This window comes from Pseudomonas sp. VEM90, assembly GCF_054611535.1.
In genome coordinates, this window is the sequence record NZ_JBTRAR010000022.1 from 36,902 (window position 1) to 62,718 (window position 25,817).

The 25,817-nt window shown below is 62.8% G+C and carries 23 protein-coding genes and 1 pseudogene; 5 read left to right on the forward strand and 19 right to left on the reverse strand.

Annotated elements, in window-relative coordinates:
• Positions 1–48 precede the first annotated feature (48 nt).
• The 14 genes and pseudogenes from ACYCCG_RS19905 to ACYCCG_RS19970 form a co-directional block, all read right to left on the reverse strand.
• Complete coding sequence (locus ACYCCG_RS19905) at positions 49–516, reverse strand: DUF2867 domain-containing protein (protein WP_459671549.1); 468 nt, start codon at positions 514–516, stop codon at positions 49–51.
• 74 nt (positions 517–590) lie between these two features.
• The gene (locus ACYCCG_RS19910) at positions 591–1,475 is read right to left on the reverse strand and encodes a methyl-accepting chemotaxis protein (RefSeq protein WP_404701725.1); all 885 of its coding nucleotides are present in this window, start codon (positions 1,473–1,475) and stop codon (positions 591–593) included.
• Positions 1,449–2,189, reverse strand: a pseudogene (locus tag ACYCCG_RS19915) (HAMP domain-containing protein); the annotation flags it as partial. The pseudogene ACYCCG_RS19915 and the gene ACYCCG_RS19910, both read right to left, overlap by 27 nt.
• Positions 2,190–2,865: 676 nt before the next feature.
• The gene (locus tag ACYCCG_RS19920; RefSeq protein ID WP_003249542.1) at positions 2,866–4,158 is read right to left on the reverse strand and encodes an adenylosuccinate synthase; all 1,293 of its coding nucleotides are present in this window, start codon (positions 4,156–4,158) and stop codon (positions 2,866–2,868) included.
• A gap of 56 nt (positions 4,159–4,214) precedes the next feature.
• Positions 4,215–5,402 carry an ATP phosphoribosyltransferase regulatory subunit gene (locus ACYCCG_RS19925; RefSeq protein WP_176683146.1) on the reverse strand — a complete coding sequence of 396 codons (1,188 nt, stop codon included), beginning with the start codon at positions 5,400–5,402 and terminating at the stop codon, positions 4,215–4,217.
• A 301-nt stretch (positions 5,403–5,703) separates the two neighbouring features.
• The gene (gene hflC, locus ACYCCG_RS19930) at positions 5,704–6,573 is read right to left on the reverse strand and encodes a protease modulator HflC (protein ID WP_014592592.1); all 870 of its coding nucleotides are present in this window, start codon (positions 6,571–6,573) and stop codon (positions 5,704–5,706) included.
• Positions 6,573–7,754, reverse strand: a complete 1,182-nt coding sequence (gene hflK, locus ACYCCG_RS19935; protein ID WP_176683145.1) for an FtsH protease activity modulator HflK — start codon at positions 7,752–7,754, stop codon at positions 6,573–6,575. The genes hflC and hflK overlap by 1 nt, the downstream gene beginning before the upstream one ends.
• 96 nt (positions 7,755–7,850) lie before the next feature.
• Positions 7,851–9,152 carry a ribosome rescue GTPase HflX gene (gene hflX / locus ACYCCG_RS19940; protein WP_339444398.1) on the reverse strand — a complete coding sequence of 434 codons (1,302 nt, stop codon included), beginning with the start codon at positions 9,150–9,152 and terminating at the stop codon, positions 7,851–7,853.
• A 12-nt stretch (positions 9,153–9,164) separates the two neighbouring features.
• Entirely contained in the window at positions 9,165–9,425 is a 261-nt protein-coding gene (hfq, locus tag ACYCCG_RS19945) for an RNA chaperone Hfq (protein ID WP_003249532.1), read from the reverse strand.
• Positions 9,426–9,519: 94 nt separating this feature from the next.
• Positions 9,520–10,491, reverse strand: a complete 972-nt coding sequence (miaA, locus tag ACYCCG_RS19950; RefSeq protein WP_176683144.1) for a tRNA (adenosine(37)-N6)-dimethylallyltransferase MiaA — start codon at positions 10,489–10,491, stop codon at positions 9,520–9,522.
• 1 nt (position 10,492) lies between these two features.
• Positions 10,493–12,391 (reverse strand): DNA mismatch repair endonuclease MutL, encoded by a 1,899-nt coding sequence (gene mutL, locus ACYCCG_RS19955; RefSeq protein WP_084851629.1) that lies wholly within the window; start codon positions 12,389–12,391, stop codon positions 10,493–10,495.
• A complete protein-coding gene (locus tag ACYCCG_RS19960; protein WP_176683143.1) occupies positions 12,391–13,821 on the reverse strand; it encodes an N-acetylmuramoyl-L-alanine amidase in 1,431 nt (476 codons plus the stop codon). Before ACYCCG_RS19960 ends, mutL begins: the two co-directional genes overlap by 1 nt.
• 11 nt (positions 13,822–13,832) lie before the next feature.
• On the reverse strand, positions 13,833–14,306 hold the full coding sequence (gene tsaE, locus ACYCCG_RS19965; protein ID WP_003249523.1) for a tRNA (adenosine(37)-N6)-threonylcarbamoyltransferase complex ATPase subunit type 1 TsaE: 474 nt from the start codon (positions 14,304–14,306) through the stop codon (positions 13,833–13,835).
• Complete coding sequence (locus tag ACYCCG_RS19970; RefSeq protein ID WP_209963124.1) at positions 14,294–15,154, reverse strand: NAD(P)H-hydrate dehydratase; 861 nt, start codon at positions 15,152–15,154, stop codon at positions 14,294–14,296. Before ACYCCG_RS19970 ends, tsaE begins: the two co-directional genes overlap by 13 nt.
• A gap of 65 nt (positions 15,155–15,219) precedes the next feature.
• Here ACYCCG_RS19970 and queG point away from each other — a divergent pair, with 65 nt between their 5' ends.
• Positions 15,220–16,284: a tRNA epoxyqueuosine(34) reductase QueG gene (queG, locus tag ACYCCG_RS19975; protein ID WP_209963120.1), complete on the forward strand. Its 1,065-nt coding sequence runs from the start codon at positions 15,220–15,222 to the stop codon at positions 16,282–16,284.
• A 131-nt stretch (positions 16,285–16,415) separates the two neighbouring features.
• Here the strand turns inward: queG and ACYCCG_RS19980 are convergent, their stop codons facing one another.
• Positions 16,416–17,027 (reverse strand): trimeric intracellular cation channel family protein, encoded by a 612-nt coding sequence (locus tag ACYCCG_RS19980; protein ID WP_003249516.1) that lies wholly within the window; start codon positions 17,025–17,027, stop codon positions 16,416–16,418.
• A gap of 91 nt (positions 17,028–17,118) precedes the next feature.
• Positions 17,119–17,661, reverse strand: coding sequence for an oligoribonuclease (gene orn, locus ACYCCG_RS19985; protein ID WP_176683140.1), 543 nt, complete (start codon positions 17,659–17,661; stop codon positions 17,119–17,121).
• A 151-nt stretch (positions 17,662–17,812) separates the two neighbouring features.
• On the opposite strand from orn, the gene rsgA reads away from it, so the two are divergent.
• Positions 17,813–18,844 (forward strand): small ribosomal subunit biogenesis GTPase RsgA, encoded by a 1,032-nt coding sequence (rsgA, locus tag ACYCCG_RS19990; RefSeq protein WP_209963117.1) that lies wholly within the window; start codon positions 17,813–17,815, stop codon positions 18,842–18,844.
• A gap of 307 nt (positions 18,845–19,151) precedes the next feature.
• Here the strand turns inward: rsgA and motB are convergent, their stop codons facing one another.
• Both motB and motA read right to left on the reverse strand, forming a co-directional pair.
• On the reverse strand, positions 19,152–20,183 hold the full coding sequence (motB, locus tag ACYCCG_RS19995) for a flagellar motor protein MotB (RefSeq protein WP_176683138.1): 1,032 nt from the start codon (positions 20,181–20,183) through the stop codon (positions 19,152–19,154).
• A gap of 3 nt (positions 20,184–20,186) precedes the next feature.
• Positions 20,187–21,038 (reverse strand): flagellar motor stator protein MotA, encoded by an 852-nt coding sequence (motA, locus tag ACYCCG_RS20000; protein ID WP_176683137.1) that lies wholly within the window; start codon positions 21,036–21,038, stop codon positions 20,187–20,189.
• 130 nt (positions 21,039–21,168) lie between these two features.
• Here motA and ACYCCG_RS20005 point away from each other — a divergent pair, with 130 nt between their 5' ends.
• Genes ACYCCG_RS20005 through asd form a run of 3 tightly spaced genes read left to right on the forward strand, consistent with a single transcriptional unit; the run spans position 21,169 to position 24,431 of the window.
• On the forward strand, positions 21,169–22,704 hold the full coding sequence (locus ACYCCG_RS20005) for an HDOD domain-containing protein (protein WP_176683136.1): 1,536 nt from the start codon (positions 21,169–21,171) through the stop codon (positions 22,702–22,704).
• Between the two features lie 44 nt (positions 22,705–22,748).
• Positions 22,749–23,558 carry a rhodanese-like domain-containing protein gene (locus ACYCCG_RS20010; protein ID WP_176683135.1) on the forward strand — a complete coding sequence of 270 codons (810 nt, stop codon included), beginning with the start codon at positions 22,749–22,751 and terminating at the stop codon, positions 23,556–23,558.
• 9 nt (positions 23,559–23,567) lie between these two features.
• Positions 23,568–24,431: an archaetidylserine decarboxylase gene (gene asd / locus ACYCCG_RS20015; protein WP_459671550.1), complete on the forward strand. Its 864-nt coding sequence runs from the start codon at positions 23,568–23,570 to the stop codon at positions 24,429–24,431.
• Positions 24,432–24,507: 76 nt separating this feature from the next.
• Here asd and serB read toward each other — a convergent pair whose 3' ends face one another.
• On the reverse strand, positions 24,508–25,722 hold the full coding sequence (gene serB, locus ACYCCG_RS20020; RefSeq protein WP_209969706.1) for a phosphoserine phosphatase SerB: 1,215 nt from the start codon (positions 25,720–25,722) through the stop codon (positions 24,508–24,510).
• Positions 25,723–25,817: the final 95 nt, after the last annotated feature.

Sequence of the window (25,817 nt, forward strand, 5' to 3'; positions counted from 1 at the left end):
AAGGCCTGGGCAGGACCTGTGGGAGCTGGCTTGCCGGCGGTGAGGCCATCAGATGTTACGCAGTATCCGGCGGACGATTGGCCCATGAGCCTTGCCGACGGGCAGCATGTAGAGGCGGCCGAAACGATTGAAGCACTGCACCGAGGTGGTCACATTCAAGCGTTGCCAGCCCTGCTCTGCTTCATCCAGATCCATGCTCACCATCACCGCCAGGTGCGTGTCACGCGAGGTCAGGACCAGTTGCTGGTCGCTGATTGCCTCGACGGTAAAGAAATCCAGCAACTCACCCACCGCCGGCACCCGGTCGGGGTTGCGCGATGAAAAACCGTGGATAGTAGCAACGTTGAACCGACGCGAGATGAAGTCGCGCAGGCGAAAGGCAATGGCCAGCCAGCCCGGAACGTCCGAGGTCATGGCGCAGTAGGCCTGGATGGCGGTCATTGGTGCGGTGACGCAAATGCCATCGCTAGAAAGAAAATCCAGTTCGGCCGGAGCGGCGACCAGTTGGGCGGACATGAACAACTCCCTTTGCCATTTGTCGCCGCCATCATAGCAACACCTCTCACAAGGCCGCCCCTACAGGGACCGCGTCAGGCGCGGAATTGGCCAAGGCTTGCCCGTAGCTGCGCCGCCAAGTCATCCAACACCTTGCTGCTGGCCGTGGTCTGCATCACCACCTCGGCTGATCGCTCAGCCTGGGCATGGATAGTCTCCACCCGCCCACGCACCGCCTGCGCGCCATTCGCCTGCTGCTCGGCCGCCCTGGTCGCCAGGCCAATGGCCGCATGCACCTGCTCCACGGCCGCCTGCACCGACTGCTGGCGGCGCTCGTTGTCACGCAGCACCAGCAACCCTTCACTGGCCTTGAGCCCAGCCTGACTGATGGTGGCCACTGCTTCCTTGGCACCTTTTTGCAGCGCGGTAATGTGCGCCTGAATGTCGCCGGTAGAGCTTTGCGTCTTGCTCGCCAGCGCCCGCACTTCATCGGCCACTACAGCGAATCCGCGGCCAGTCTCACCAGCGCGTGCGGCTTCGATTGCAGCGTTGAGGGCCAGCAGATTGGTCTGCTCGGCAATGCCATGGATGACGGTCAGCACCACTTCAATCTGTTCGCTCTGCTTGGCCAGGCGCTCGATCACCTGAGAGCCCGTTTCGACCTGCCCGGCAAGGTTCTCGATCAGGCTCGCCAGTTGCGTCGAGGAACGGCTGTTCTCATCGGTCGCCTGGCGAATGTCCACCACCTGCTGCAACGCCGCCTGCATAGCATGGCTTTCAGCCTGAGCCTCGTCAGCCATGCTCGACAGGTCGCGCAGGCTGGCGGCCACTTCGTCACGCTGCAACGCCGCCGCGGCATCGGCACCGGCATTGCGCTGGGCCATGGTGCCGATCTCGACGCCGGTACGCTGGGCCACCTCGCCAGCCTCGCGGACGATGGGCTGCAGCTTGTCGACAAAGCGATTGACCGCCGACGCCATGTCGCCGATCTCGTCGCGGCTGTCGAGGGTCACGCGCTTGGTCAGGTCGCCTTCGCCAGCGGCAAGGTCGTTGAGCGCTGCGATCAGCAGGCGCAGTTTGCTGAGCACGCGGCGGCCTAACACTAAAGCGACCACCAGCAGCACACCCAGGCCCACCACCACCAGGCCCAGACCAATCCGCCAGCGCAGCTCGGCAGCCGCATCGCGCACGGTCTGTGCAGTGTTGGCCTGCATCGCGGTGGCGCTAGCCTGCGCGACTTCCAGGCGCTCGCGCAGGGCCTTGCCACTGTCGGCAGCCGCCGCGCCCAGGCTATCGCCAACCAGTTGCTCGCCACTGGCGATCAGGGCACTGAAGCGCTGGTCGAGCGCCTTGAGTTCCTGGTCAATGCCGGCTGTAGAAACCCCCATCAGGACTTTGCCGATCTCGGCGCCATTGGGGTTGATGGAGGCTTCGACGAAATACACCGACGGATCACGACGCGCGGCATCGAGCACCTTGTCCAGCGCACGCTCGCCCTGGCCTTTTTCCAACAAGGCCTGGTTGATCGGGTTTTGCCGGTTGAGATAGCGAGTCAGATGCTGACCCTGAGCGTCGTCGTACACCACGAACAACACGTTCGGGTTACGCTGAGCGCGTCGCGCGAAATCCGAGAGCACCGGCACGTCGTTGTCCCAGATCGCCCGCGGCGCAACCGAAGCCAGCAGTTCAGCCATGTCGTTGGCGGAATCCTTGAGGTTTTTTTCCAGGGTGCTGCGCAGTTGCTGCTGTTCGCTTTGCAGGCGCTCCGACAACCCTGCGCTCAGGCGCTGGCGGGTACTGCTGGACAGGCCGTCGAGCCCAGAGCGTACATCTTGTCCGGCTTGCTCCAGTTCGCTTGCCAGTTGGCGACTGTCATTACCCAGTCGCTCGCCAAGATCAGCCTCCAGGGCGGTGACTGTGCTTCGGGTGAGCGCAACGGCAACCAGCACTTGCACCAAAAGAGCGATACCAAGGGCAACAAACACAGGCCGCAAGAGGCGGCTTCGTAACAGTGAGAGGATGGCAGACACGGTGTAACCCTCGTGTTTTCTGGCGCCACTATATTGATGGCATCTACAGAAACTTCTTACAGCAAGGGTTGTGCCGTAGGCAGCGGGGAAATGCGCCAAGGTCTAGCAATGAGGTTTCGTGTGCCGGCCTTTTCGCGGGTGAACCCGCTCCTACAACGGCCTGCGCCCAACCGCCGTTATGTGCCCACACCCAAATCAGTGTAGGAGCGGGTTTACCCGCGAATACGGTAGCGGCGGCAACGGTGGATTGCCGGTGGATTGGCCAGCCCCTGCATACCAACAAATGAAAACGCCGCAGCCCTTTTCAGGGCCACGGCGTCAGATCAGCCTGGCGGGCAGATCAGGCGAACGGATGACGCAGCACGATGGTCTCGTTGCGGTCCGGGCCGGTCGAAATGATGTCGATCGGCGCGCCAACCAGCTCTTCGATGCGCTTGATGTAGTCACGCGCAGCTTGCGGCAGCTCTTCCAGGGTTTTCACACCCAGAGTCGACTCGCTCCAGCCTGGCATCTCTTCGTACACCGGCTCCAGGCCGATGTAGCTGTCGGCATCGGAAGGCGCGTCGATGACGGCACCGTTCTCGTTCTTGTAGCCAACGCAGATGTTGATGGTTTCCAGGCCGTCCAGTACGTCCAGCTTGGTAAGGCAGATGCCCGAGATGCTGTTGACGTCGATGGCGCGACGCAGGATGACGGCGTCGAACCAGCCGCAACGACGGGCACGGCCGGTGGTAGAACCGAACTCGTGACCACGCTTGGCCAGGGTAGCGCCGGTCTCGTCGAACAGTTCGGTCGGGAACGGACCGGAACCCACGCGAGTGGTGTAGGCCTTGGTGATACCCAGGATGTAGTCCAGGTACATCGGGCCAACGCCGGAACCGGTGGAAATACCGCCAGCAGTGGTGTTGGAGCTGGTGACGTACGGGTAGGTGCCGTGGTCGATGTCCAGCAGCGAGCCCTGGGCGCCTTCGAACATGATGTCCTTGCCGGCGCGACGCAGGTTGTGCAGCTCGGCGGTGACGTCGAGCATCATCGGCTTGAGCTGTTCGGCGTAAGCCATGCACTCGTCCAGCGTCTGCTGGAAGTCGATGGCTGGCTCTTTGTAGTAGTTCACCAGCTGGAAGTTGTGGTAATCCAGCAGCTCACCCAGCTTGGCAGCAAAACGCTCGCGATGGAACAAATCACCCACGCGCAGGCCGCGACGTGCCACCTTGTCTTCGTAGGCTGGGCCGATACCACGGCCGGTGGTGCCGATCTTGGCTTCGCCACGGGCTTTTTCGCGGGCCTGGTCCAGGGCCACATGGTACGACAGGATCAGCGGCGCAGCCGGGGAAATACGCAGACGCTCGCGCACCGGTACGCCTTTCTCTTCCAGCTTGGTGATTTCACGCATCAGTGCATCCGGGGCAACGACCACGCCGTTACCGATCAGGCACTGTACGCCTTCACGCAGGATGCCGGACGGAATCAGGTGCAGAACGGTTTTTTCACCGTTGATCACCAGGGTGTGACCCGCATTGTGGCCACCTTGGTAGCGCACTACGGCGGCAGCATGTTCGGTCAGCAGATCGACGATCTTGCCTTTGCCCTCATCACCCCACTGGGTGCCCAGGACGACGACATTCTTACCCATTACATTGGTCCTCATTCACGCAAACTTGGTTGCCGGCCTGTTGCCGACGCAGAAACTCACTGGGCCAGCGGCAGAACCTGCCAGCGCCCGTCTTGCTGAATCAATTGCCGATCACAATCCGCCTCGAGAGCAGCACTCAACGGCTGGCCAGGCAGAGCCTGAACCACACGCTGGCCCTCGTTGCGCAACTGGCAGACTTGCTGCCAGAGGGCCGCGTCGCCACTGTCCGGCATCCAGATGCCGCCAGTTGGCAATACGACCTCCGCTCGCCCCAGTGTGACCAGGGTCTTCAAATCCGTGGAGAAACCAGTGGCCGGGCGCGCCCGGCCAAAATCGGCGCCAATATCGTCGTAGCGCCCGCCTTGGGCGATCGATTGGCCTTCGCCCGGCACGAACACGGCGAACACCACGCCGGTGTGATAGTGGTAACCACGCAGCTCGCCGAGGTCGAAGTACAGCGGCAGGTCCGGGTAGCGAGACGCCAGGCGATCAGCGATCGCCAGCAGGTCGTCCAGCGCCGCCAGTACGCTGGCCGGGGCGCGACCGAGGCGCACGCGGGCTTCAGCCAGTACTTCACGACCACCGCACAGTTCGACCAGGGCGCGCAGCATGCTGCCCAGGTCTTTCGGCAGGTCGGCGGTCAGCGCCTGCACTTCATCGACAGCCTTGCGCTGCATGGCGTCGAACAGCTGCTGTTCGACCGCGCCAGACAGGCCGGCGGCACGGGCCAGGCCGCGGTAAATACCGACATGGCCCAGGTCCATGTGCACATCCGGCACATCGGTCAGCTGCAGCGTGGCGAGCATCAGGCTGATGACCTCGACGTCACTGGTAGGGCTGGCATCGCCGTACAGCTCGGCACCCAACTGGATCGGGCTGCGCGAGGTGGACAGGGCACGCGGCTGGGCGTGCAGCACGCTGCCGGCATAGCACAGGCGGCTCGGGCCTTCACGGCGCAGTGTGTGCGCATCGATACGCGCCACCTGCGGGGTGAAGTCGGCGCGGAAGCCCATCAGGCGGCCGGACTGCGGGTCCACTACCTTGAAGGTACGCTGATCCAGGTCCTGGCCGGCGCCGGTAAGCAGCGACTCCAGGTACTCGATATGCGGGGTGACGACCAGTTCGTAGCCCCAACTCTGGAACAGGTCCAACACCTGGCGACGCGCGATCTCGATGCGCGCAGCCTCAGGTGGCAGTACTTCCTCGATGCCATCTGGCAGCAGCCAGCGGTCTACCGTTGCCATTACGCCATTTCCCCTCTGGTCCGGGCGGCTTGCCAGCAGGCAAGCCGTCAGAAAAGCCGGTATCGCGCACAGCAGCGGGCAGCACTGATCCCAGCGCAGCCACCGTACCCGACACCCTCAAATTGCCTTGCGAGCTGACCAAACTGTCGACCGGCGCTGTGCCAATCAACCTTGCAGACGCAAAAAAGCCGGGAAATTTCCCGGCTGCCTCATCATACACCCCTTTTCATTCAGGATGCACCCCGCCTGGTGCATTAGCTGCCAGGCGGGGTGCCGCTGCATGAAAATCAGGGCCTGAGCATCAAGGCCTGCTCTTGTCCAGGTAACGGAAGAACTCGTTCTTCGGATCCAGGACCATCACGTCGCTCTTGCTCGAGAAGCTCTCGCGGTATGCCTGCAGGCTACGGTGGAACGCATAGAAATCAGCGTCCTGGCTGTAGGCCTTGGCATAGATAGCGGCCGCCTGGGCGTCACCATCACCGCGGGTTTCTTCTGCTTCGCGATAAGCCTCGGCCAGCAGCACACGGCGCTGACGGTCGGCATCGGCACGGATACCTTCGGCCAGCTCGTTACCCTTGGCACGGTGCTCGCGGGCTTCACGCTCACGCTCGGTGCTCATGCGATCGAACACGCTGCGGTTGACTTCCTTCGGCAGGTCGATGGCCTTGACGCGCACGTCGACCACCTCGATGCCCAGCTCCTTGCTCGCCATGCGGTTCAGCGATGCAGTGATGTCAGCCATCAGCGCGTCACGTTCACCGGAAACCACTTCGTGCAGGGTACGTTTACCGAACTGGTCGCGCAGGCCACTTTCCAGACGGCGCGACAGACGCTCGTCGGCGATCTGCTTCATGCCGGACGTGGCGGTGTAGAAGCGTTCAGCGTCCTTGACGCGCCACTTGGCGTAGGCGTCGACCATCACCGCTTTCTTTTCCAGGGTCAGGAACCGCTGGGTAGGAGCATCGAGGGTCATCAGTCGGGCGTCGAACCTGCGCACCTGGTTCACGTACGGAATCTTCACGTGCAGGCCGGGCTGAACATCCGCCTCGACCACCTTACCGAAGCGCAGCAGTACCGCACGCTCGGTCTGGGACACGATGTAGAAGCTGTTCCAGGCCACGATGGCCAGGACCACGGCGGCGATCAGGGCGATCAGCGATCTATTGCTCATCAGCGGCTCTCCCTAGTACGCAGTTGCTGCTGTTGCTGTTGCATGTCCTGCGCGGCACGGGCGGCCGCATCGTTGGCCGATGGCGACACGCTGGTGGTTGGCATGGACGGCCTGCGGCTGCCTTCGACCATCTTGTCCAGCGGCAGGTAGAGCAGGTTGTTCTGCCCGTCCTTGGTTGCCACCATGACCTTGCTCGAGTTGCTGTAGACCTCTTGCATGGTCTCCAGGTACAGACGCTCACGGGTTACGTCAGGTGCCTTGCGGTACTCGACAAGCAGCTTGGTAAAGCGGTCTGCCTCACCCTTGGCGCGGGCGATGACTTCGTCGCGGTAACCATTGGCGTCCTCGATGATGCGCTGCGCCTGACCACGGGCTTCCGGCACCACGCCGTTGGCATAGGACTCGGCCTGGTTGCGGGCACGCTGCTCGTCTTCGCGGGCTCGGATCACGTCGTCGAAGGCTTCCTGCACTTCACGCGGGGCTGCCGCGCTCTGTACGTTGACCTGGGTAACGGTGATACCGGTGCGGTAGTTGTCGAGGAAGCGCTGCAGGCGTTCGCGGATATCCACGGCCATCTGCTCACGACCCTCGGTCAACACCTGGTCCATCGAAGTGGAACCAACCACGTGGCGCAGAGCACTCTCGGTGGCGTGCTGCAAGCTCACCTCAGGCTGGTCGACGTTGAGCACGAAGTCCTGCAGGTTGCTGATCTTGTACTGGACGGTCAGCGGCACCTCGACGATGTTCTCGTCTTCGGTCAGCATCTGGCCCTGCTTGGTGTAGGCACGCTCACGCGTGACGTTTTCCATGTACTTGCGATCAATCGGCGGGAAGTAGATGTTCAGGCCGGGACCGACCGTCTCATAGTACTTGCCGAAGCGCAGCACAACCGCCTGCTCCTGCTCGTCGACCACATACACGGCGTTGTACAGCCAGATTGCAGCCAGCACCGCCAGGCCGATGCCCAGCAGGCCCAGGCCACCGCCCTTGCCGACATTGCGGTCACCGCCGCCACGTTTCTTGCTGCCGCCGAACATGCCATTCAGGCTGTCCTGCAGTTTGCGGAAGGCCTCGTCCAGATCCGGTGGACCTTTCTTGTCACCACCGCCGCCACCGCCACCACGGCGGCCGCCCCAGGGATCCTGATTGTTCGAGTTGCCACCCGGCTCGTTCCAAGCCATAGCGCTCTCCATCTGATAAAGCAAAGACGCGCCCACGGCGCGCCGTCCAATGCTACAGAATGCCTGTCACTGCTGCCCGGCGACCTCGACGAGCATTTATTGCAAAGTGTGTTGCTCGACAAACACTTGCGGCTCCATGCCTTCGCGGCTGACCAGGCGATTCAGTTCGACCATGGGCAGTCGCACGCTCAGCAGGCTGCGCCCTTCTTCATCATGCTCTTCACTCTGCACGGCCCCCAAGGCAAAGAATTGCGCGCGCAAGCGGGCAAAACGCTGCTCCAGACACAGGGTACCGACAAACAGATCATCCCCCAGCAACTCGGCAACCGCCTGGCCAACCAGCTCCAGGCCACGCCCATCGCGTGCCGATACCCAGACCCGTTCCGGCTTGCCATCGGCATTGCGCTGGATCTGTGGCTCGATATCTTCGAGCAAGTCGAGTTTGTTGTACACCTCTAGGATCGGCAACCCCTCGGCACCAATCTCGCCCAACACCGCCAGCACCTGCTCGATCTGCTCCATGCGCTCAGGCTCATGGGCGTCGATCACATGCAGCAACAGGTCGGAGTTGCTCGACTCTTCGAGCGTAGCCCGAAATGCCTCGACCAGCTTGTGCGGCAGGTGGCGAATGAAGCCTACGGTATCGGCCAGCACGATCGGCCCTAGGTCGTTGAGCTCGAGCCGGCGCAGGGTCGGGTCGAGTGTGGCGAACAGCTGGTCCGCGGCATACACCTCGGACTCGGTCAGGGCGTTGAACAGCGTGGACTTGCCGGCGTTGGTATAACCCACCAGCGACACCGACGGAATATCCGCGCGCTTGCGCCCGCGACGCGCCTGCTCGCGCTGGCTGCGCACTTTCTCCAGGCGTGACTTGATCTGGCGTATCCGCACCCGCAACAGGCGGCGGTCGGTTTCCAGCTGGGTTTCACCCGGGCCGCGCAGGCCAATACCACCTTTTTGTCGCTCAAGGTGAGTCCAGCCGCGCACCAGCCGCGTGCTCATGTGCTCCAGCTGGGCCAGTTCGACCTGCAGCTTGCCTTCATGGGTACGCGCCCGCTGGGCGAAGATATCGAGGATCAGCCCGGTACGGTCGAGCACACGACACTCGAACACACGTTCAAGGTTGCGCTCCTGACTGGGCGTAAGGGTGTGATTGAAAATCACCAGATCTACCTGTTCGGCATGGACCAGGTCGTGCAACTCTTCGACCTTGCCACTGCCAATCAGGTATTTGGCGGAAGGCTGATGCCTTGTCACCGTGACCAGCGAGACGATGTCGGCCCCGGCCGACAATGCCAACTCCTGAAACTCCTGCGGGTCTTCGCGCGCCTCAGGGTTCTGACCTTCCAAGTGAACGAGCAACGCCCGCTCACCACCACCGTGGCGCTCAAAGAACAATGCAGGCTCCTATCAGGCGTTGCCTGGCTCGCTGTCGCCGTGCTCGCTGTCGGTCGGGCTTGGCAGGCGGACCGGACGGGCCGGAACTACGGTCGAGATGGCGTGCTTGTAGACCATCTGGCTGACGGTGTTCTTCAGCAATACCACGAACTGGTCGAACGACTCGATCGAGCCCTGCAGTTTGATACCGTTGACCAGATAAATGGATACCGGGACCTTTTCTTTTCTCAAGGTGTTCAAGTAAGGGTCTTGTAGCGAATGCCCTTTTGACATATGCCGCACTCCTGTAAGGATAAATAATAGAAAATCAATAAAATCGATAAATTAGGCCGCCCCTTCGCAAGAATAGACGGCAATCAGCAGGGACTCAGCTCAATATGGAGATGGCCCCAAGGTATTTCAAGGTGCGGGACAGATTGTCGCAGGCCAGGCTGTCAAGCCAGTGCACTTCAGGCCAGCCACGCAACCAGGTGAACTGCCGCTTGGCCAGCTGCCGGGTAGCAATGATACCGCGTTCACGCATCTCATTCTCAGTCAGCTTGCCATCCAGGTAATCCCAGACTTGCCGATAACCCACTGCCCGTATAGACGGCAGCCCGGCGTGCAAGTCACTTCTGGCTCGCAGCGATCGGACCTCGTCAACGAAGCCCTGTTCCAGCATCTGCGAAAATCGTAACGCAATTCGCTGATGCAAAATGTGACGATCTGTAGGAGCAATCGCCAAACTGGCGACAGTATAGGGCAAATGTCCGCCAGCGCCTGCGTCTGCGCCGCGACTTTCCGCGAATTGACGCCGGCGATGAACTGTCATGCTCTCGCCGCTCACCCGGTACACCTCCAACGCCCGGATCAGCCGCTGCGGGTCATTGGGGTGGATACGCGCCGCGGACTCCGGATCAACTTCGGCCAACTGGCGGTGCAGCTCGGCCAGGCCCAGGGCTTCAGCCTGTGCCTCCAGCTCGGCGCGCACCGCCGCATCGGCCGCTGGCATGTCGGCCAAGCCATCGATCAACGCCTTGTAATAGAGCATGGTGCCGCCGACCAGCAGCGGGATCTTGCCGCGCGCGGTGATCTCGGCCATGGCCTCCAGGGCGTCGGTACGGAACTGCGCGGCCGAATAGCTCTCGGCCGGGTCGCGAATGTCGATCAGCCGGTGCGGGTGGGCGGCAAGTATTTCTTTCGACGGCTTGGCCGAACCGATATCCATGCCACGGTAGACAAGTGCCGAATCGACGCTAATCAGCTCACACGGCAGCACTGTGGTCAGTTCGATGGCAAGGTCGGTCTTGCCGGCCGCCGTCGGACCCATCAGGAATATTGCAGGGGGCTTGCCGCTCATTTCATCGACCGCGCAGGAAAAGTTTGTCCAGATCGTCCAGGCCCATCTGGGTCCAGGTAGGACGGCCATGATTGCACTGGCCGCTGCGCTCGGTGTTTTCCATGTCGCGCAGCAGGGCGTTCATCTCGGGAATTGCCAGGCGCCGGTTGGCGCGTACGGCACCGTGACAGGCCATGGTGCCGAGCAGTTCGTTGAGGTGCGCCTGAATGCGATCACTGGTGCCGTATTCCATAAGGTCGGCAAGCACGTCCTGCACCAGGCGGTTGGCTTCGGCCTGCTTGAGCAAGGCCGGGATCTGGCGAATCGCCAAAGTTTCGGGGCCCAGGCGCTGCAATTCGAAGCCCAGCCGCTGGAACCACTGTGCATGCTCTTCGGCACAGTCGGCCTCACGCTGGCTCAAGGCCAGGGTTTCCGGCACCAGCAGCGGCTGGCCGCTCAGGCCCTCGCTGGCCATGGCCACCTTGAGGCGCTCGTACATTATCCGCTCGTGGGCGGCGTGCATGTCCACCAGCACCAGGCCAACGGCGTTCTCGGCCAGGATGTAGATGCCCTTGAGCTGCGCCAGCGCGTAGCCTAGCGGGGGAATGTCGCCCTGGCTTTCGGGCAGGGCCGTCGCAGGCGCTGCACCGGTTTCCAGCGGCTTGTAGAACTCACGATACACCGCCTGTGCCTCTGCGGCCGGCAGCGGCTGCGAGGGGCGTGGGGTGTACTGATACTGGTAACCGGCGCCACTGCCACCATTGGAAAATGACTGCTGTGGGGCTCGAGGCTGTTCAAGCACCGGCGAGGCCAGGCGCATTTCACCCTGGGGCCCGAACTCACCGGCCTGCTGACCAGTCGGGCGCACCAGCTCAGGCACGGCAGCAGGTGCGGCCAGCTGATCTTCCGGGCGTACGTCGGCCAAGGCACGGTGCAAGGTGCCATACAGGAAGTCATGCACCGAGCGCCCTTCACGGAATCGCACTTCATGCTTGGTAGGGTGCACGTTCACATCGACGCCGTTGGGCTCCAGCTCCAGGAACAGCACGAAAGTGGGGTGGCGGCCGTTGAACAGCACGTCCCGGTAGGCCTGACGCACGGCATGGGCGACCAGTTTGTCGCGCACTGCCCGGCCATTGACGAAGAAGTACTGCAGGTCTGCCTGGCTGCGCGAGAACGTGGGCAAACCGACCCAGCCCCAAAGGCGCAGGCCGTTGCGCTCGACGTCGATCGGCAGCGCCTGCTCCATGAACCCCGGGCCACAGATGGCACCCACCCGCCGCGCACGGGCGACTTCGTCGTGGGCCTCATGCAGGCTGAGGATGCTCTTGCCGTTGTGGCGCAGGTGGAAGCCGACATCGAAACGGGCCAGTGCCAGCCGGCGGATCACTTCCTGCAAGTGATCGAATTCGGTTTTCTCGGCCTTGAGGAACTTGCGCCGGGCCGGGGTATTGAAGAACAGGTCGCGCACTTCCACAGAGGTACCGACCGGGTGCGCCGCCGGCTGCACCCGCGGCGTCATGTCTCGGCCTTCGGTTTCAACTTGCCATGCCTCGCTGGCACTGGCAGTACGCGAGGTCAGGGTCAGGCGCGCCACCGAACTGATCGAGGCCAAAGCCTCGCCACGGAAGCCCAGGCTCAATACCCCTTCAAGGTCTTCCAGCTCGCGGATCTTGCTGGTGGCGTGTCGGGCGAGCGCCAGCGGCAGGTCGTCGGCAGAAATGCCGCTGCCGTCGTCCCGCACCTTCAGCAGCTTGACGCCGCCCTGCTCTACTTCGACATCGATGCGCCGGGCACCGGAGTCCAGGCTGTTTTCCAGCAGTTCCTTGGCTACGGATGCCGGCCGTTCTACAACCTCGCCGGCAGCAATCTGGTTGGCCAGCCGCGGGCTGAGCAGCTGAATTCGTGAACCGCCACTCATTATTGCGCGGCCAAGGTTGTGGCGGGCACATCGAGGCGCTGGCCAACCTTCAGTTCATCGGTCTTCAGCCTGTTGGTGCTGCGCAGGCTGGCCACACTGACCTGGTAACGCACGGCGAGCATCGCCAGGGTTTCGCCAGGGCGCACGGTGTGTTCACGCGGGCCAGCGGCAATCTTGCCGGTGTCACGCAGCCAGGCGATATAGGTGCCAGGTGGCGGGTTCTGCTGGAAGTACTGGCGCACCCCGGTGCGGATCGAGCGGGCCAGTGCCTGCTGGTGGCTGGGCGAGGCCAGCTTGGCTGCTTCGTTGTTGTTCGAGATGAACCCGGTTTCAACGAGAATCGACGGAATATCCGGTGACTTCAGCACCATGAAGCCGGCCTGCTCCACGCGCTGCTTGTGCAACGAGGTGACGCGCCCCATGTTGCCCAATACCTTCTGCCCCACGTTGAGGCTGGAGCTGAGCGTAGCTGTCATCGACAGATCAAGCAGCACGCCAGCGAGCATGCGGTCCTTGTCGTCGAGGCTGACATTACCCGCACCACCGATCAGGTCGGAACGGTTTTCCGTGTCGGCCAGCCAGCGCGCAGTCTCGGAGGTGGCGCCACGATCGGACAGGGCGAACACCGAAGCGCCAAAGGCTGCACGCGACGGAGCCGCGTCGGCGTGAATCGAAATGAACAGGTCGGCGCCTTTCTTGCGGGCAATTTCGGTACGCTTGCGCAGTGGGATGAAGTAATCACCGGTGCGGGTCAGCTCTGCGCGGAAACCTTTTTCGCTGTTGATCTGACGCTGCAGTTCTTTGGCGATCTGCAACACGATGTCTTTTTCGTGCTGGCCACGCGAGCCGGAAGCGCCAGGGTCTTCGCCGCCATGCCCGGCATCGATGGCAACCACGATGTCACGCTTGCCACTGGGTACCGGTGGCAGCTTGATCGCCGGCTGGGCCGGCGTCACTGGCACCGCCGGCGTGGTCGCAGGCGTTTGCACCGGAGCCCGTGCAGGCGGCGGCGCGCTGGCCGCGATAGCGTCAGCTTCCTGGTCATAAAGGTCGACCACCAAGCGGTTGCCGTACTGTGCATTGGGCGCCAGGGTGAAGCTTTTCGGGGTTACCGACTTTTTCAGATCGACCACAACCCGAAGGTCGGTTGGCGTACGCTGGGCCGAACGCACATTGCTTATCGGCGTGTTGGAGGTGGCCACATTCAGTGGCGCGGCCAGTGTTGCGCCATTGATGTCGATGACCAGGCGATCGGGCGCGCTCAGGGTGAAGACACTGTGCTGCACGGGGCCAGACAGGTCGAAAACCAGCCGCGTGTTGTCCGGTGCGCGCCACAGGCGCATGCTCTTGACTTGAGTGACGGCCAGAGCCTCAACGGTCACCGTTGTCAGCAGCAGCCCAACGATGGCGACCAGTGCGCGTATGCGCATACCTACCCCACTTACTGTTTATAGTGTTCGGCCAGTGCCACGCACCAGGCCTCGCCGCGAGCCCCCTGCGGCGAAAGGTTCAGCGAGCGTCCACTCGCTTGGGGGCTTATGGTAATGGTCAGGTCAGGCTTTGGCAAAACGCCCGCACCCTTTTGTGGCCATTCGAACAAGCACAGCGGGTCGCCTTCGAAATAGTCACGAATACCCATGAACTCAAGCTCCTCCGGGTCGACCAGGCGATACAGGTCGAAGTGAAAGGCTCGGACCTCGCCGATTTCATAGGGTTCGACCACGGTGAACGTCGGGCTTTTCACAGCACCAGTATGGCCCAGACCGCGGATCAGGCCACGCGACAGGGTAGTTTTACCCGCACCCAGGTCGCCTTCAAGGAAAATAACACCGCGACCACCGGTCACCTCGGCCAGTGCTGCACCGAATTTGACCGTGGCCTCTTCATCGGCCAGAAACAAATTTAAGCCAGACACGCAGAATGCTCCTCCAACAACTCACGAATGACCGGCGCCAGATCACTGGCCGCCAGGCCTCTACCTTTTATCCCAAGGCGCTCGCCGGCACAGGCGTGCAACCATACCCCCAGACAGCCCGCACCCCAGGCATCCAGGCCTTGGGCCACCAGTGCCGCCAACACGCCAGTCAGCACATCGCCCAGACCGGCGCCGGCCATCGCCGGGTGCCCGCGCTCGCACACCGCCAGTTGCCCGCTCGGAGCTGCCACCAATGTGCCAGCACCTTTGAGTACACAGACGCTGTTATAACGACGCGCCAGCTTGCGTGCGGCGCCAGGGCGGTCGGCCTGCACCGCCTCGGTGGAAATGCCCAGCAGCCGCGCCGCCTCCCCCGGGTGCGGGGTAAGGATGCTGCCACTGGGCAGGGCCAGCGGGGTGCGCGCCAGCAAATTCAAGGCATCGGCATCCCACACTTGCGGCCGCTCGGCGTTGGCCACCGCCGACAACAGGCTGCGGCCCCACGCCGCCTGCCCCAGGCCGGGCCCGACCACCACCACCGAGGCGCGCTCCAGCACGCCCATCAGCTGGTTGGCCGAACGGGCCCCCAGGCACATGACCTCGGGCAGGCGCGCCAGGCTGGCCGACACGTGCTCGGGCCGGGTTGCCACGCTGACCAGCCCGGCGCCGCAACGCAGGGCGGCTTCAGCGCTGAGCAATACAGCGCCTCCGGTACCAAGGTCGCCACCGACCACCAGTACATGGCCAAAGTCGCCCTTGTGGGCATGCGCATGCCGTGCCGGCAGGCGGGCAACCGTCACGCTGCTGAGCAATTGAGGGGCATTACTGGGGTGTTTGGTCTGCGGCATGGGGTCAAAGGCTCCAATGTCTGGCAGAATTATACGCACCTGAGCCCGTATTGCCTTGCCCATCCATGCCTGCCTCCACACCTGACCTCGCCCAACTGGCCCAATCGATCAAGATGTGGGGCCAGGAACTCGGTTTTGCCCATGTCGGCATCGCCGGGGTCGACCTTGGCGAACACGAACACCACTTGCAGCGTTGGCTCGACGCCGGCTATCAGGGTGAAATGGAATACCTGGGCGCCCACGGCAGCAAAAGGTCACACCCGGACCAACTGATCCCTGGCACGGTACGCGTGGTCTCGCTACGCATGGACTACCTGCCCGGCGACACGCAGATGGCGCAGCGCCTGGCCCAGCCGGAGAAGGCCTACGTGTCGCGCTATGCGCTTGGCCGGGACTACCACAAGCTGGTGCGCAAGCGCGTTCAGTTTCTTGCCGACCGCATCCAGGAAGCCATCGGCCCGTTCGGCTACCGCGCCTTTGTAGACAGCGCCCCGGTACTGGAAAAAGCCCTGGCCGAACAGGCCGGGCTGGGCTGGATCGGCAAGAACACGCTGTTGCTCAACCGCAAGGCAGGTAGCTATTTCTTCCTTGCCGAACTGTTCGTCGACCTGCCGCTGCCGGTGGACGAAGCCACCACCAGCGAACACTGCGGGCGTTGCCAGGCCTGCCTGGACATCTGCCCGACACAGGCGTTCGTCGGGCCGTATGTGCTGGATGCCCGGCGCTGCATCTCGTACCTGACCATCGAGCTGAGAGGCGCGATCCCTGTCGAGTTACGCGCAAAGATGGGCAACCGGGTGTTCGGTTGCGACGACTGCCAGATCGTCTGCCCCTGGAACCGCTTTGCCAAGCACAGCCAGGAGCAGGATTTCCAGCCACGGCACGGGCTGGAAAATACCGATCTGGCAGCGATGTTCCTGTGGGATGAACGCACCTTCCTGCGCAAGACCGAAGGCGGGCCGTTGCGGCGGGCCGGGTACGAGCGGTTTTTGCGCAACCTGGCGGTAGGTTTGGGCAATGCGCCGTCGACGATTCCGGTGATCGAGGCGCTGAAGGCCCGGCGCGACGATGAATCGGATCTGGTGCGCGAGCATGTGGAATGGGCGCTGGCCCGACACGACATTTCCTAGCCACACAATCTTTGTAGGAGCGGGTTCACCCGCGAATGCTATGGCAGTGGCAAAATTGAACGCCTGGTAGAAATTGGCCGACAGGCCCGGCCCTTTCGCGGGTAAACCCGCTCCTACAGGGCTGCATCAGCCTATTGCTGGTCGTTGTAGTGGAACTTGGGCATTTCCCAGTGGAAGCGAATCGCCAACAGGCGCACCAGAAAACCGCCAAACAGTGTCAGCAACATCGCCTGCTCCGCCGGCACCTTGAAATACACGCAACCGAGATAGAACCAGGCCGCCGCAAATGACACGCTGGCATACAGCTCTCGGCGGAACACCAGCGGGATATCGTTGCAGAAGATATCCCGCAGGATCCCGCCAAACACCCCGGTGATCACCCCGCTGATCGACGCCACCAGCATGCCCTGCCCCATCTCCAGCGCCGTCATGCAGCCAATCAGGGTAAATGCCACCAGCCCCAGGGCATCGAGCACCAGGAACAGCGAGCGAAGGCGGCGCATCATTGGCGCGATGAAAATGGTCAGCAGCGCCGCAAAACTGGTCAGCACCAGGTACTCCGGGTGCTTCACCCAGGTCAGCGGGTAGTGCCCGAGCAGTACATCACGCACCGAGCCGCCCCCAAGCGCAGTGACGCAGGCGATCAGTACCACGCCAAACCAGTCCATGCCGCGACGCCCGGCAGACAGCGCGCCAGTCATGGCTTCGGCGGTAATGGCGATGAGGTAGAGCATCAACAACATGGTGCGGGTCCGTGCAGGAAAGGCGCGCAGTCTAACCAGTTGCCCAAGGCACCAAAAGGGGGCACAGATACAATATCTGCGCCGTTTCGACTCACAGCTTGATGAAGTGCTCGCGATAGTGACGCAGTTCGGCGATCGATTCGCGGATATCGTCCAGCGCCAGGTGGGTATTGCCCTTCTTGAAGCTGTCACGCACGTTCGGCGCCCAGCGCGCGGCCAATTCCTTGAGGGTGGAGACATCCAGGTTGCGGTAGTGGAAGTAGTTTTCCAGGTTGCGCATGTGGCGGTAGAGGAAACGACGATCCTGGCAGATGCTGTTGCCGCAGATCGGCGACTTGCCTTTAGGCACCCACTGCTCGAGGAAGGCGATGGTCTGCGCCTCGGCTTCGGCCATGCTGACCTTGCTCTCGCGCACGCGCTGGGTCAGCCCCGAAGCACCATGGGTGCGGGTATTCCACTCGTCCATGCGCGCCAGCACTTCGTCACTGTGGTGGATGGCGATTACCGGCCCTTCGGCCAAGGTGTTCAGCTCGCTGTCGGTGACGATGGTGGCCATTTCGATGATAACGTCGCTGTCCGGATCCAGGCCGGTCATTTCCAGGTCGATCCAGATCAGGTTCTGTGGGTTTTGCATGCAGGGGCTCCTCATATAGGCGGTCATATTAGCCTAGTGGCCAAGGCACGCCCATTCACGGCATAAACCAGGGCGGAATAGTCCAACGGCTGGCGTGCTAAACTGCCTGCCGTTTTCAATGCCCACGCCGGGCCTCTCTTACGGTACCTTCATGGCCAAACGCCAGCTCAATCGCCGCCAGAACTGGCGGATCGAAAAAATCCAGGGTGAGCGCGCCGCTCGCGCGGCCAAACGCGAGCAGCATGCACTGCAGGAACTGGAGGGTGGTGACCTGGGGCCGGAGCAGCTTGGCCTGGTGATCGCACACTTCGGCGTACAGGTAGAAGTGGAAGCCCAGGACGGCGAAACCGCGGGCCAGGTGTTCCGCTGTCACTTGCGTGCCAACCTGCCAGCACTGGTCACCGGCGACCGCGTGGTATGGCGTGCGGGCAATCAGGGCATTGGCGTGATCGTGGCGCAGATGCCGCGCAGCACCGAGCTGTGCCGGCCGAACAACCATGGCCAGCTCAAGCCCGTAGCTGCCAACGTCGACCTGATCGTGATCGTGTTCGCCCCGGCGCCGGAACCACACCCGAACCTGATCGACCGCTATCTGGTAGCGGCCGAACACGCCGGCCTGCGGCCGCTGCTGCTGCTGAACAAGGCCGACCTGATCAACGAAGAGAACGGCCCCGGCCTGCATGCGTTGCTGGAGGTCTACCGCGAACTGGGTTACCCGCTGCTGGAAGTATCGGCACACCAGGGCGACGGCATGCAGCGCCTGCAGCAGCTACTCGACGGCCACATCAGTGTGTTCGTCGGCCAGTCAGGGGTAGGTAAGTCGTCGCTGGTCAACAGCCTGCTGCCGGACGCCGGCACCCGCGTCGGCGACCTGTCGGAATGGTCTGGCCAGGGTACCCACACCACCACCACGGCCCGGCTGTACCACTTCCCCAACGGCGGCGACCTGATCGACTCGCCGGGCATTCGCGAGTTCGGCCTTGGCCATGTCAGCCGCGACGACGTGGAAGACGGCTTCATCGAGTTCCGCGACCTGTTCGGCACCTGCCGCTTCCGCGACTGCAAGCATGACCGCGAACCGGGCTGCGCGTTGCTCAAGGCGCTGGAAGAGGGGCGTATCAAGCCGCAACGCATGAACAGCTATCGCTCGATCATTGCCAGCCTGACTGAAGACAGCTACTGAAACGCTCGAATTGAAAGTTGCCGCGATCCCTTGTAGGAGCGGGTTTACCCGCGAATACGGTGGCGACTGCAACGGTGAACGGCGGGTGGAAATTGGCCAGCAGGTCCGGCCCTTTCGCGGGTGAACCCGCTCCTACGACGGCCTGCGCCCAATCACCGATGCGTATGTAGGAGCGGCTTTAGCCGCGAACACCGGCAACGCCGGTGCCATTCACCGCGCTGGAGGCTTCGCGGGTAAACCCGCTCCTGCAGTGATCGCGCCAGCGTTCAAGTGCTGGGTAGCACAGTTGCCCACACAAAAAGGCCGCTTACTGCTCCTTGGCGTCATCCATCTTCAGCGTGCCCTCTTCAAAGATGTTCAGCTTCTGGCGCAGCTCACGCGGTTGCATCGGTGTCTGTTCAGTTGCCCCTGGGGCAGCCGGCGCCGAAGCCCCTGGCGCAGCACCACTGGCTGGCGCTGCAGGAGCAGTTGGCGGTGTTTGCGGCGCACCCTGCTCACCCTCGATGTTGCGCTGGGCTTTCTTGGTCAGCACGATGATGTCGATGCGGCGATTGACCGGGTTGAACGGGTCCTTGCGGTCGAACAGCGATGACGAGGCGTAACCCACCACCCGCGCCACCTGGCTGTCCGGGTAACCACCGGCCACCAGTGCACGACGCGCGGCGTTGGCGCGGTTGGCCGACAGCTCCCAGTTACCGTACTCGCCCGTGCCAGCATACTGCTTGGCATCGGTGTGGCCGCTGATGCTGATCTTGTTCGGCACCGCCTTGATGGTGTCGGCCATGGCCAGCAGGATATCTTCGAAGTAGGGCTGCAGGCGCGCGCTACCGATGTCGAACATCGGCCGGTTCTCGGCATCCATGATCTGGATACGCAGGCCATCCTGGGTAATCTCAAACAGGATCTGGTCCTTGAACTTCTGCAGCTGCGGGTTCTCTTCCACCTTGTTCTGCAGTTCCTGCAGCAATAGCTCCAGACGCTCGCGCTCGACCTGCTCGGCCATGGTCTCGACCTGGTCCTTGCTCAGCTGAGTGGGGGACTGCTGCGTCGGCTCGGTCTTCACTTCCGGATTGATGGTTTTGTCCGGCGCCATTTCCGGTGAACCACCCAGGTCGATGACATAAGGCGTGCCACTCTCGGAGAAACCGATTGGGTCCTGGAAGTAGCCGGCAATGGCGATCTTCTGCTCAGGCGTGGCCGTGGACAACAGCCACAGCACCAGGAAGAACGCCATCATCGCCGTGGCGAAGTCGGCAAAGGCGATTTTCCAGGCGCCACCATGGTGGCCGCCGCCAAAGCGCTTGACGCGCTTGACGATGATGGGCTGATTGTTCTCCATGACTCAGCGACCGCGAACCGCTTGTTCCAGTTCGGCGAAGCTTGGGCGGTGCTTGGGGTACAGCACCTTGCGCCCGAACTCGACCGCCAGCGAAGGTGGCATGCCCGACGCCGAGGCCACCAGCGAAGCCTTGATCGATTCGTAGAGGTTCAGTTCTTCCTTGGCATCGTGCTCCAGGCACTTGGCCAAAGGACCGAAGAAACCGTAAGCCGCCAGAATACCGAAGAAGGTACCCACCAGCGCCGCACCTACGTGCATGCCGATGGCCGCCTGGTCGCCATCGCCCAGCGAGGCCATGGTCACCACGATACCCAGTACCGCCGCAACGATACCGAAGCCGGGCATACCGTCGGCGATGCCGGTCACCGCGTGGGACGGGTGCTCCAGCTCTTCTTTCATGCTCAGCAGTTCCATGTCGAACAGGCCCTCGAGCTCGTGTGGGGCCATGTTGCCGGTGGACATGATGCGCAGGTAGTCGCAGACGAACGCAGTCATGCGCTCATCGGCCAGTACCGTCGGGTACTTGGCGAAGATCGGGCTGGCAGCGGCGTCCTCGATGTCGGCCTCGATGGCCATCATGCCTTCGCGACGGCTCTTGTTGAGGATTTCGTATACAAGGCCCAGCACCTCCAGGTAGAAGGCATGGCTGAAGCGCGAGCCGAACATCTTTATCGACTTCTTGATGACATGCATGGTCATGTGGCCAGGGTTGGCCTGCAGGAATGCACCGAAGGCCGCACCGCCGATGATCAGTACTTCGAACGGCTGGATCAGCGCTGCGATCTTGCCGTGGGAGAGTACGTAGCCGCCGAGCACGCTCGCGAATACGACGATGATGCCGATAATTTTAGCCATAGGTTCAAAGCACTTGCTGTCGTGGTCAGGGGAAGAGACGGGAGCTTTAAAACTCTTCTTCTACTTATCGGCAGAACTGCGCCAGACTATAGCCACTCAATGCGAAAAGCCAGTTCGGACTGATGTCAAAATGCCAATTGAAACCAAGGTGCCCACTCAGGCCCCGCGTACGCTAGAGGCCTGGGTAAAGCTGCTCGAGAGTGTTCGCATCCCCGTGCCGAAGCACAGCTACGACCGGGTCATGGCCGCCATCCACGATAACCGCCGCTCGCTGCGCGATATCGCCGAACTGATGCAGGATAGCCCGGCACTGGTGCTGTCAGTGATGCGCGAAGCCAATCACCCCACCAATGCCAGCCTCGCCGAGCCCGCCGAAAGCCTGGAAGTCGCACTCAACCGCCTGGGCCTGGAGCGCAGCGAGCAGCTTCTCAAACGCCTGCCGGCACTGCCCGTGGAGGAGATTCCGCCGGTACTGTGCCAGTTCCAGATGATCAGCCAGCATGCGGCACAGCAGGCCAGCGGCCTGTTCGCCAGCCGCCTGGCACGGCTGTGGCAAGAGATTCACTGGGGCAGCCTGCTGTTCCTGTCGCCACTCTGGCCACTGGCACTGGCTTACCCCAAGCTGCTCGACACCTGGGAACTGCGGGTTATTCACAAAGGTGAAGACGCCGCCCACGTCGAGGAAGAACTGTTCGGCGTGCGCATCATGGCGCTGTGCCAGACCATGGCCGAGTATTGGCGCCTGCCCCAGTGGGTCACCCAGGGCTATCGCCTGCTGCTGGAAGAGCGCGAGCAACTGGCCCAGGTGCTGAGCATCGCCCGCGACGAAGACCTGCTCAGCCAACAGCACCGCCTGGATGCCGAGCCCGGCTTGCGACGTTGGTTCAACCAGCCGGCCAATACCGTACTGCTGGCCAACAACCTGGCCCTGGCGGCACAGGTCGGCTGGGACAACCCGCACCTGCTGCGCTGGCAACTGCTGACCGCGCTGTACCTGCAAACCACGCTGGAAGACGTGCAGCAGCAAGTGCACCAGCAGGCGGCTGCCAGCGCCCGCCGCCACGCCCGGCATGCCCTGTTCCACCCGGCCGAGGCTTTGATCTGGCCGTGGCACCAACGCCGCCCTCACCCGGACATGCTGGCCCCGCCTCCACCCAGCAGCGACGACCTGGCGCGCTGGCGCACGCTGTGCCAGCACCTGCTGGCCCAACCCAGCCCGTTCACCAACGCCGTGCACCTGGCCACCCAGGCCCAGGAAGCCCTGCTGGCCTGCGGCATGCAACGCATCATGCTGCTTAGCCTGGACAAGGCCAGCGACTACCTGCGCGTGCAGCAAATTGCCGGTCTGCCCAAGGAGGCTGGGGCCCTGGCCCTGCAGGTATCACAGAACAAGCTGCTGCAAAAGCTGCTGAGTCAGGCCGGGCAGCTGCGCATCACACCGGAAAACCACAGCCAGTTCTCGGCGCTGATGCCTGCCCCGCTGCGCGCTTTGTTTCGCAGCGAGCATGTTCTACTTCGCTCGCTGGCTGCGAACGACCAGGTGCTGATGCTGCTGGTCGCCGACCAGGGCTGCCGGCCGATGGCCGATATCAGCGTGCAAGCCTTCGGCAAGACCGCGCAATGCATCGAGCGGGCCTTGTCGGTGTTTACCAACCGCAAGGGTTGAGCCTTGCGCTACAATCGCCCCTCTTTCCACACTGGAGACCGTGGATGACCGACTTTTCCGGCCTGCCCCTGGTGATCGAAGCTGCAGACCTGCTGCCACGCCTGGATTCGCCGCAACTGATCCTGGTCGACCTGAGCAGCGCCAACCGCTATGTCAGCGGGCATATCCCCGGCGCGCGCTTTGTCGAAGGCAAGCGCACCCAGCTCGGCCAGCCCCCGGCGCCCGGCCTGCTACCGGCCCTGGGCGAGCTCGAGAAACTGTTCAGCGAACTAGGCCACCGCGCCGACGCCGTGTATGTGGTGTACGACGATGAAGGCGGTGGCTGGGCCGGGCGCTTCATCTGGCTGCTCGATGTCATCGGCCACAAGCGCTACCACTACCTCAATGGCGGTATACAGGCCTGGCCGGCAGACAAGCTGTCCACCCAAGTGCCGGCCAGTGGCAACGCCCCGGTCCGTCTGCACATCGACAGCGCACCCACTGCCACCCGCGAGTACCTGCAAAGCCGCCTGGGTGCCGATGACCTGGTCATCTGGGACGCGCGCGGCCCGCAGGAATTCAGCGGCGAAAAAGTGCTGGCAGCCAAAGGCGGCCATATTCCCGGCGCGATCAACTTCGAGTGGACCGCCGGCATGGACTTCAACGACCACCTGCGCATCCGCCACGACATCGCTGAAGTCCTGGAGAAGCTGGGCATCACCCCTGACAAGGAAGTGATCACCCACTGCCAGACCCACCGCCGCTCCGGTTTCACTTACCTGGTGGCCAAGTCCCTCGGCTACCCACGCGTCAAGGCCTACGCCGGCTCGTGGGGCGAATGGGGCAACCACCCGGACACGCCTGTAGAAGTCTAAGGAACCTGCATGAAATCCCGTCTGTTCATCATCAGCCAGTACCTGCTGCCGCACCACCTGCTGTCGCGGCTGGCCGGCTGCATCGCCGAGTGCCGTGTGCGCTGGTTCAAGAACGCCTTCACCGCATGGTTCGCCAAGCGCTACCAGGTCAACATGAGCGAGGCTCTGGTCGAAGACCTGAGCGCTTACGAGCACTTCAATGCGTTCTTCACCCGCGCCCTGAAGCCAGGCGCCCGCCCTTTGGACGAAACCCCGGGCGCCATCCTGTGCCCGGCCGACGGTGCGGTCAGCCAGCTCGGCCCGATCGAGCACGGCCGTATCTTCCAGGCCAAAGGCCACGGTTTCAGCGCGCAAGAGCTGCTGGGCGGTGACCCGGCCATGGCCGCGCCGTTCATGGGCGGCGAGTTTGCCACCATCTACCTGTCGCCCAAGGACTACCACCGCGTGCACATGCCGCTGGCCGGCACCCTGCGCGAAATGGTCTACGTGCCGGGCCGTCTGTTCTCGGTCAACCAGACCACCGCAGAGAATGTCCCCGAACTGTTCGCCCGCAACGAGCGCGTGGTCTGTCTGTTCGATACAGAGCGCGGGCCAATGGCCGTGGTACTGGTCGGTGCGATGATCGTCGCCTCGATCGCAACGGTATGGGCAGGGCTGGTCACACCGCCCAAGCGTGAACTGAAGACCTTCCGCTACGACGAAGCCAGCCGCGCCCCGATCCACTTGGAGAAAGGTGCCGAACTAGGCCGCTTCAAGCTGGGTTCGACTGCCATCGTGCTCTTCGGGCCAGAGCAGGTGAAATGGGCCGAGAGCCTGGGTGCTGGCTCAGCAGTGCGCATGGGGCAACAGTTGGCGGCACCTGTGCAGGCTTGATTCGATCCATATGGAAAGGCCCTGCAAATGCAGGGCCTTTTTCATTGGGGCCAGCATGCGGCCCCAGATTCACGGATCAGCCGCGGGCGTCGCGGTCACGCAGGCCCAGCAGATACAGCACCCCATCCAGCCCCAAGGTGGAAATCGCTTGCTTGGCCGACTGGCGCACCAGCGGCTTGGCACGGAACGCCACGCCCAACCCGGCCAGCGACAGCATCGGCAGATCATTGGCGCCATCGCCCACAGCGATGGTCTGCTCCAGTTGCAAGCCCTCCTCACTGGCCAGCTTCTTCAACAGTTCGGCCTTGCGCTGGGCATCGACAATCGGCTCAACAGCCACGCCGGTCACCTTGCCATCGACCACTTCAAGTTCGTTGGCGAACACATAGTCGATACCCAGGCGCGCCTGTACCTGACGAGCGAAGTAGGTAAAGCCACCGGATAGAATCGCAGTCTTGTATCCCAGGCGCTTGAGCTCGGCAAACAGGTTCTCGGCACCCTCGGTCAGGCGCAGCGATGCCCCGATCTCGTCCAGCACACCCACATCCAGGCCCTTGAGCAGAGCCATGCGTTCTTTGAAGCTGGCGCGGAAGTCCAGTTCACCGCGCATGGCGCGCTCGGTGATCGCCGCCACCTGCTCCCCCACACCCGCTGCCTTGGCCAATTCGTCGATGACTTCGGCCTCGATCAGCGTGGAGTCCATGTCGAACACCGCCAGGCGGCGGTTGCGGCGGAACAGATCGTCCTTCTGGAAGGCGATGTCGACACTCAGTTCTTCAGCCAGGGCAAAGAAGTCGGCGCGCAGGGCCTGGGCATCGCTCGGCACGCCACGCACGGAGATCTCGACGGCTGCCTTGCCCTTGTCGAATTCGGCATCCAGTGCCACCCGGGCCGACAGGCGCTCCATGCGCTCGATGGTCAGGCCGTACTGGCTGATCACCGCACTCACCCGCTGCAACTGCTCGGGAGTGATCTTGCGGCTGAGCAGGGTAACGATGTGGCGCGCTTCGCCATGCCCATCGGCCCAATGCTGGTAGTCCGCCTCGGAAATCGGCGTGTAACGGGCCTGCAGGTTCAGTTCGTGGGCTTTTGCCTGCACGCTTTGCAGCAGTGCGGTAGCGACTTCGTTGTCCGGGATGTCGACCAGGATGCCAAACGACAAGGTGCCGTGCATGACCGCCAGGCCGATGTCGAGGATACTCACACCGTCCTGCAGCAGGACGCCGGTGATAGCCGCAGTGAGACCGGGACGGTCCTCACCGGTGATGTTGATCAGGACGATTTCGCGCACAACCTGGCTCCGACTTCGATGAAAATGCGCATTCTACCGATTTTCCATGACCATCGGGCGCCAACGATACTTTGCCGACAAAACCCGGCTCGCTA

Excerpts from the sequence above, each read along its gene's own strand:
- ACYCCG_RS19960 (WP_176683143.1), bottom strand. The coding sequence starts at position 13,821 with ATGCGCATACGCGCACTGGTCGCCATCGTTGGGCTGCTGCTGACAACG.
- queG (WP_209963120.1), top strand. The coding sequence starts at position 15,220 with ATGCCTGCCTCCACACCTGACCTCGCCCAACTGGCCCAATCGATCAAG.
- ACYCCG_RS19905 (WP_459671549.1), bottom strand. The coding sequence starts at position 516 with ATGTCCGCCCAACTGGTCGCCGCTCCGGCCGAACTGGATTTTCTTTCT.
- ACYCCG_RS19910 (WP_404701725.1), bottom strand. The coding sequence starts at position 1,475 with ATGGCGTCGGCGGTCAATCGCTTTGTCGACAAGCTGCAGCCCATCGTC.
- ACYCCG_RS20005 (WP_176683136.1), top strand. The coding sequence starts at position 21,169 with ATGCCAATTGAAACCAAGGTGCCCACTCAGGCCCCGCGTACGCTAGAG.
- ACYCCG_RS19925 (WP_176683146.1), bottom strand. The coding sequence starts at position 5,402 with ATGGCAACGGTAGACCGCTGGCTGCTGCCAGATGGCATCGAGGAAGTA.
- ACYCCG_RS19980 (WP_003249516.1), bottom strand. The coding sequence starts at position 17,027 with ATGTTGTTGATGCTCTACCTCATCGCCATTACCGCCGAAGCCATGACT.
- miaA (WP_176683144.1), bottom strand. The coding sequence starts at position 10,491 with ATGAGCGGCAAGCCCCCTGCAATATTCCTGATGGGTCCGACGGCGGCC.
- ACYCCG_RS19920 (WP_003249542.1), bottom strand. The coding sequence starts at position 4,158 with ATGGGTAAGAATGTCGTCGTCCTGGGCACCCAGTGGGGTGATGAGGGC.
- orn (WP_176683140.1), bottom strand. The coding sequence starts at position 17,661 with ATGCAAAACCCACAGAACCTGATCTGGATCGACCTGGAAATGACCGGC.
- rsgA (WP_209963117.1), top strand. The coding sequence starts at position 17,813 with ATGGCCAAACGCCAGCTCAATCGCCGCCAGAACTGGCGGATCGAAAAA.
- asd (WP_459671550.1), top strand. The coding sequence starts at position 23,568 with ATGAAATCCCGTCTGTTCATCATCAGCCAGTACCTGCTGCCGCACCAC.
- hflC (WP_014592592.1), bottom strand. The coding sequence starts at position 6,573 with ATGAGCAATAGATCGCTGATCGCCCTGATCGCCGCCGTGGTCCTGGCC.
- mutL (WP_084851629.1), bottom strand. The coding sequence starts at position 12,391 with ATGAGTGGCGGTTCACGAATTCAGCTGCTCAGCCCGCGGCTGGCCAAC.
- hfq (WP_003249532.1), bottom strand. The coding sequence starts at position 9,425 with ATGTCAAAAGGGCATTCGCTACAAGACCCTTACTTGAACACCTTGAGA.
- hflK (WP_176683145.1), bottom strand. The coding sequence starts at position 7,754 with ATGGCTTGGAACGAGCCGGGTGGCAACTCGAACAATCAGGATCCCTGG.
- ACYCCG_RS20010 (WP_176683135.1), top strand. The coding sequence starts at position 22,749 with ATGACCGACTTTTCCGGCCTGCCCCTGGTGATCGAAGCTGCAGACCTG.
- motA (WP_176683137.1), bottom strand. The coding sequence starts at position 21,038 with ATGGCTAAAATTATCGGCATCATCGTCGTATTCGCGAGCGTGCTCGGC.
- motB (WP_176683138.1), bottom strand. The coding sequence starts at position 20,183 with ATGGAGAACAATCAGCCCATCATCGTCAAGCGCGTCAAGCGCTTTGGC.
- ACYCCG_RS19970 (WP_209963124.1), bottom strand. The coding sequence starts at position 15,154 with ATGCCGCAGACCAAACACCCCAGTAATGCCCCTCAATTGCTCAGCAGC.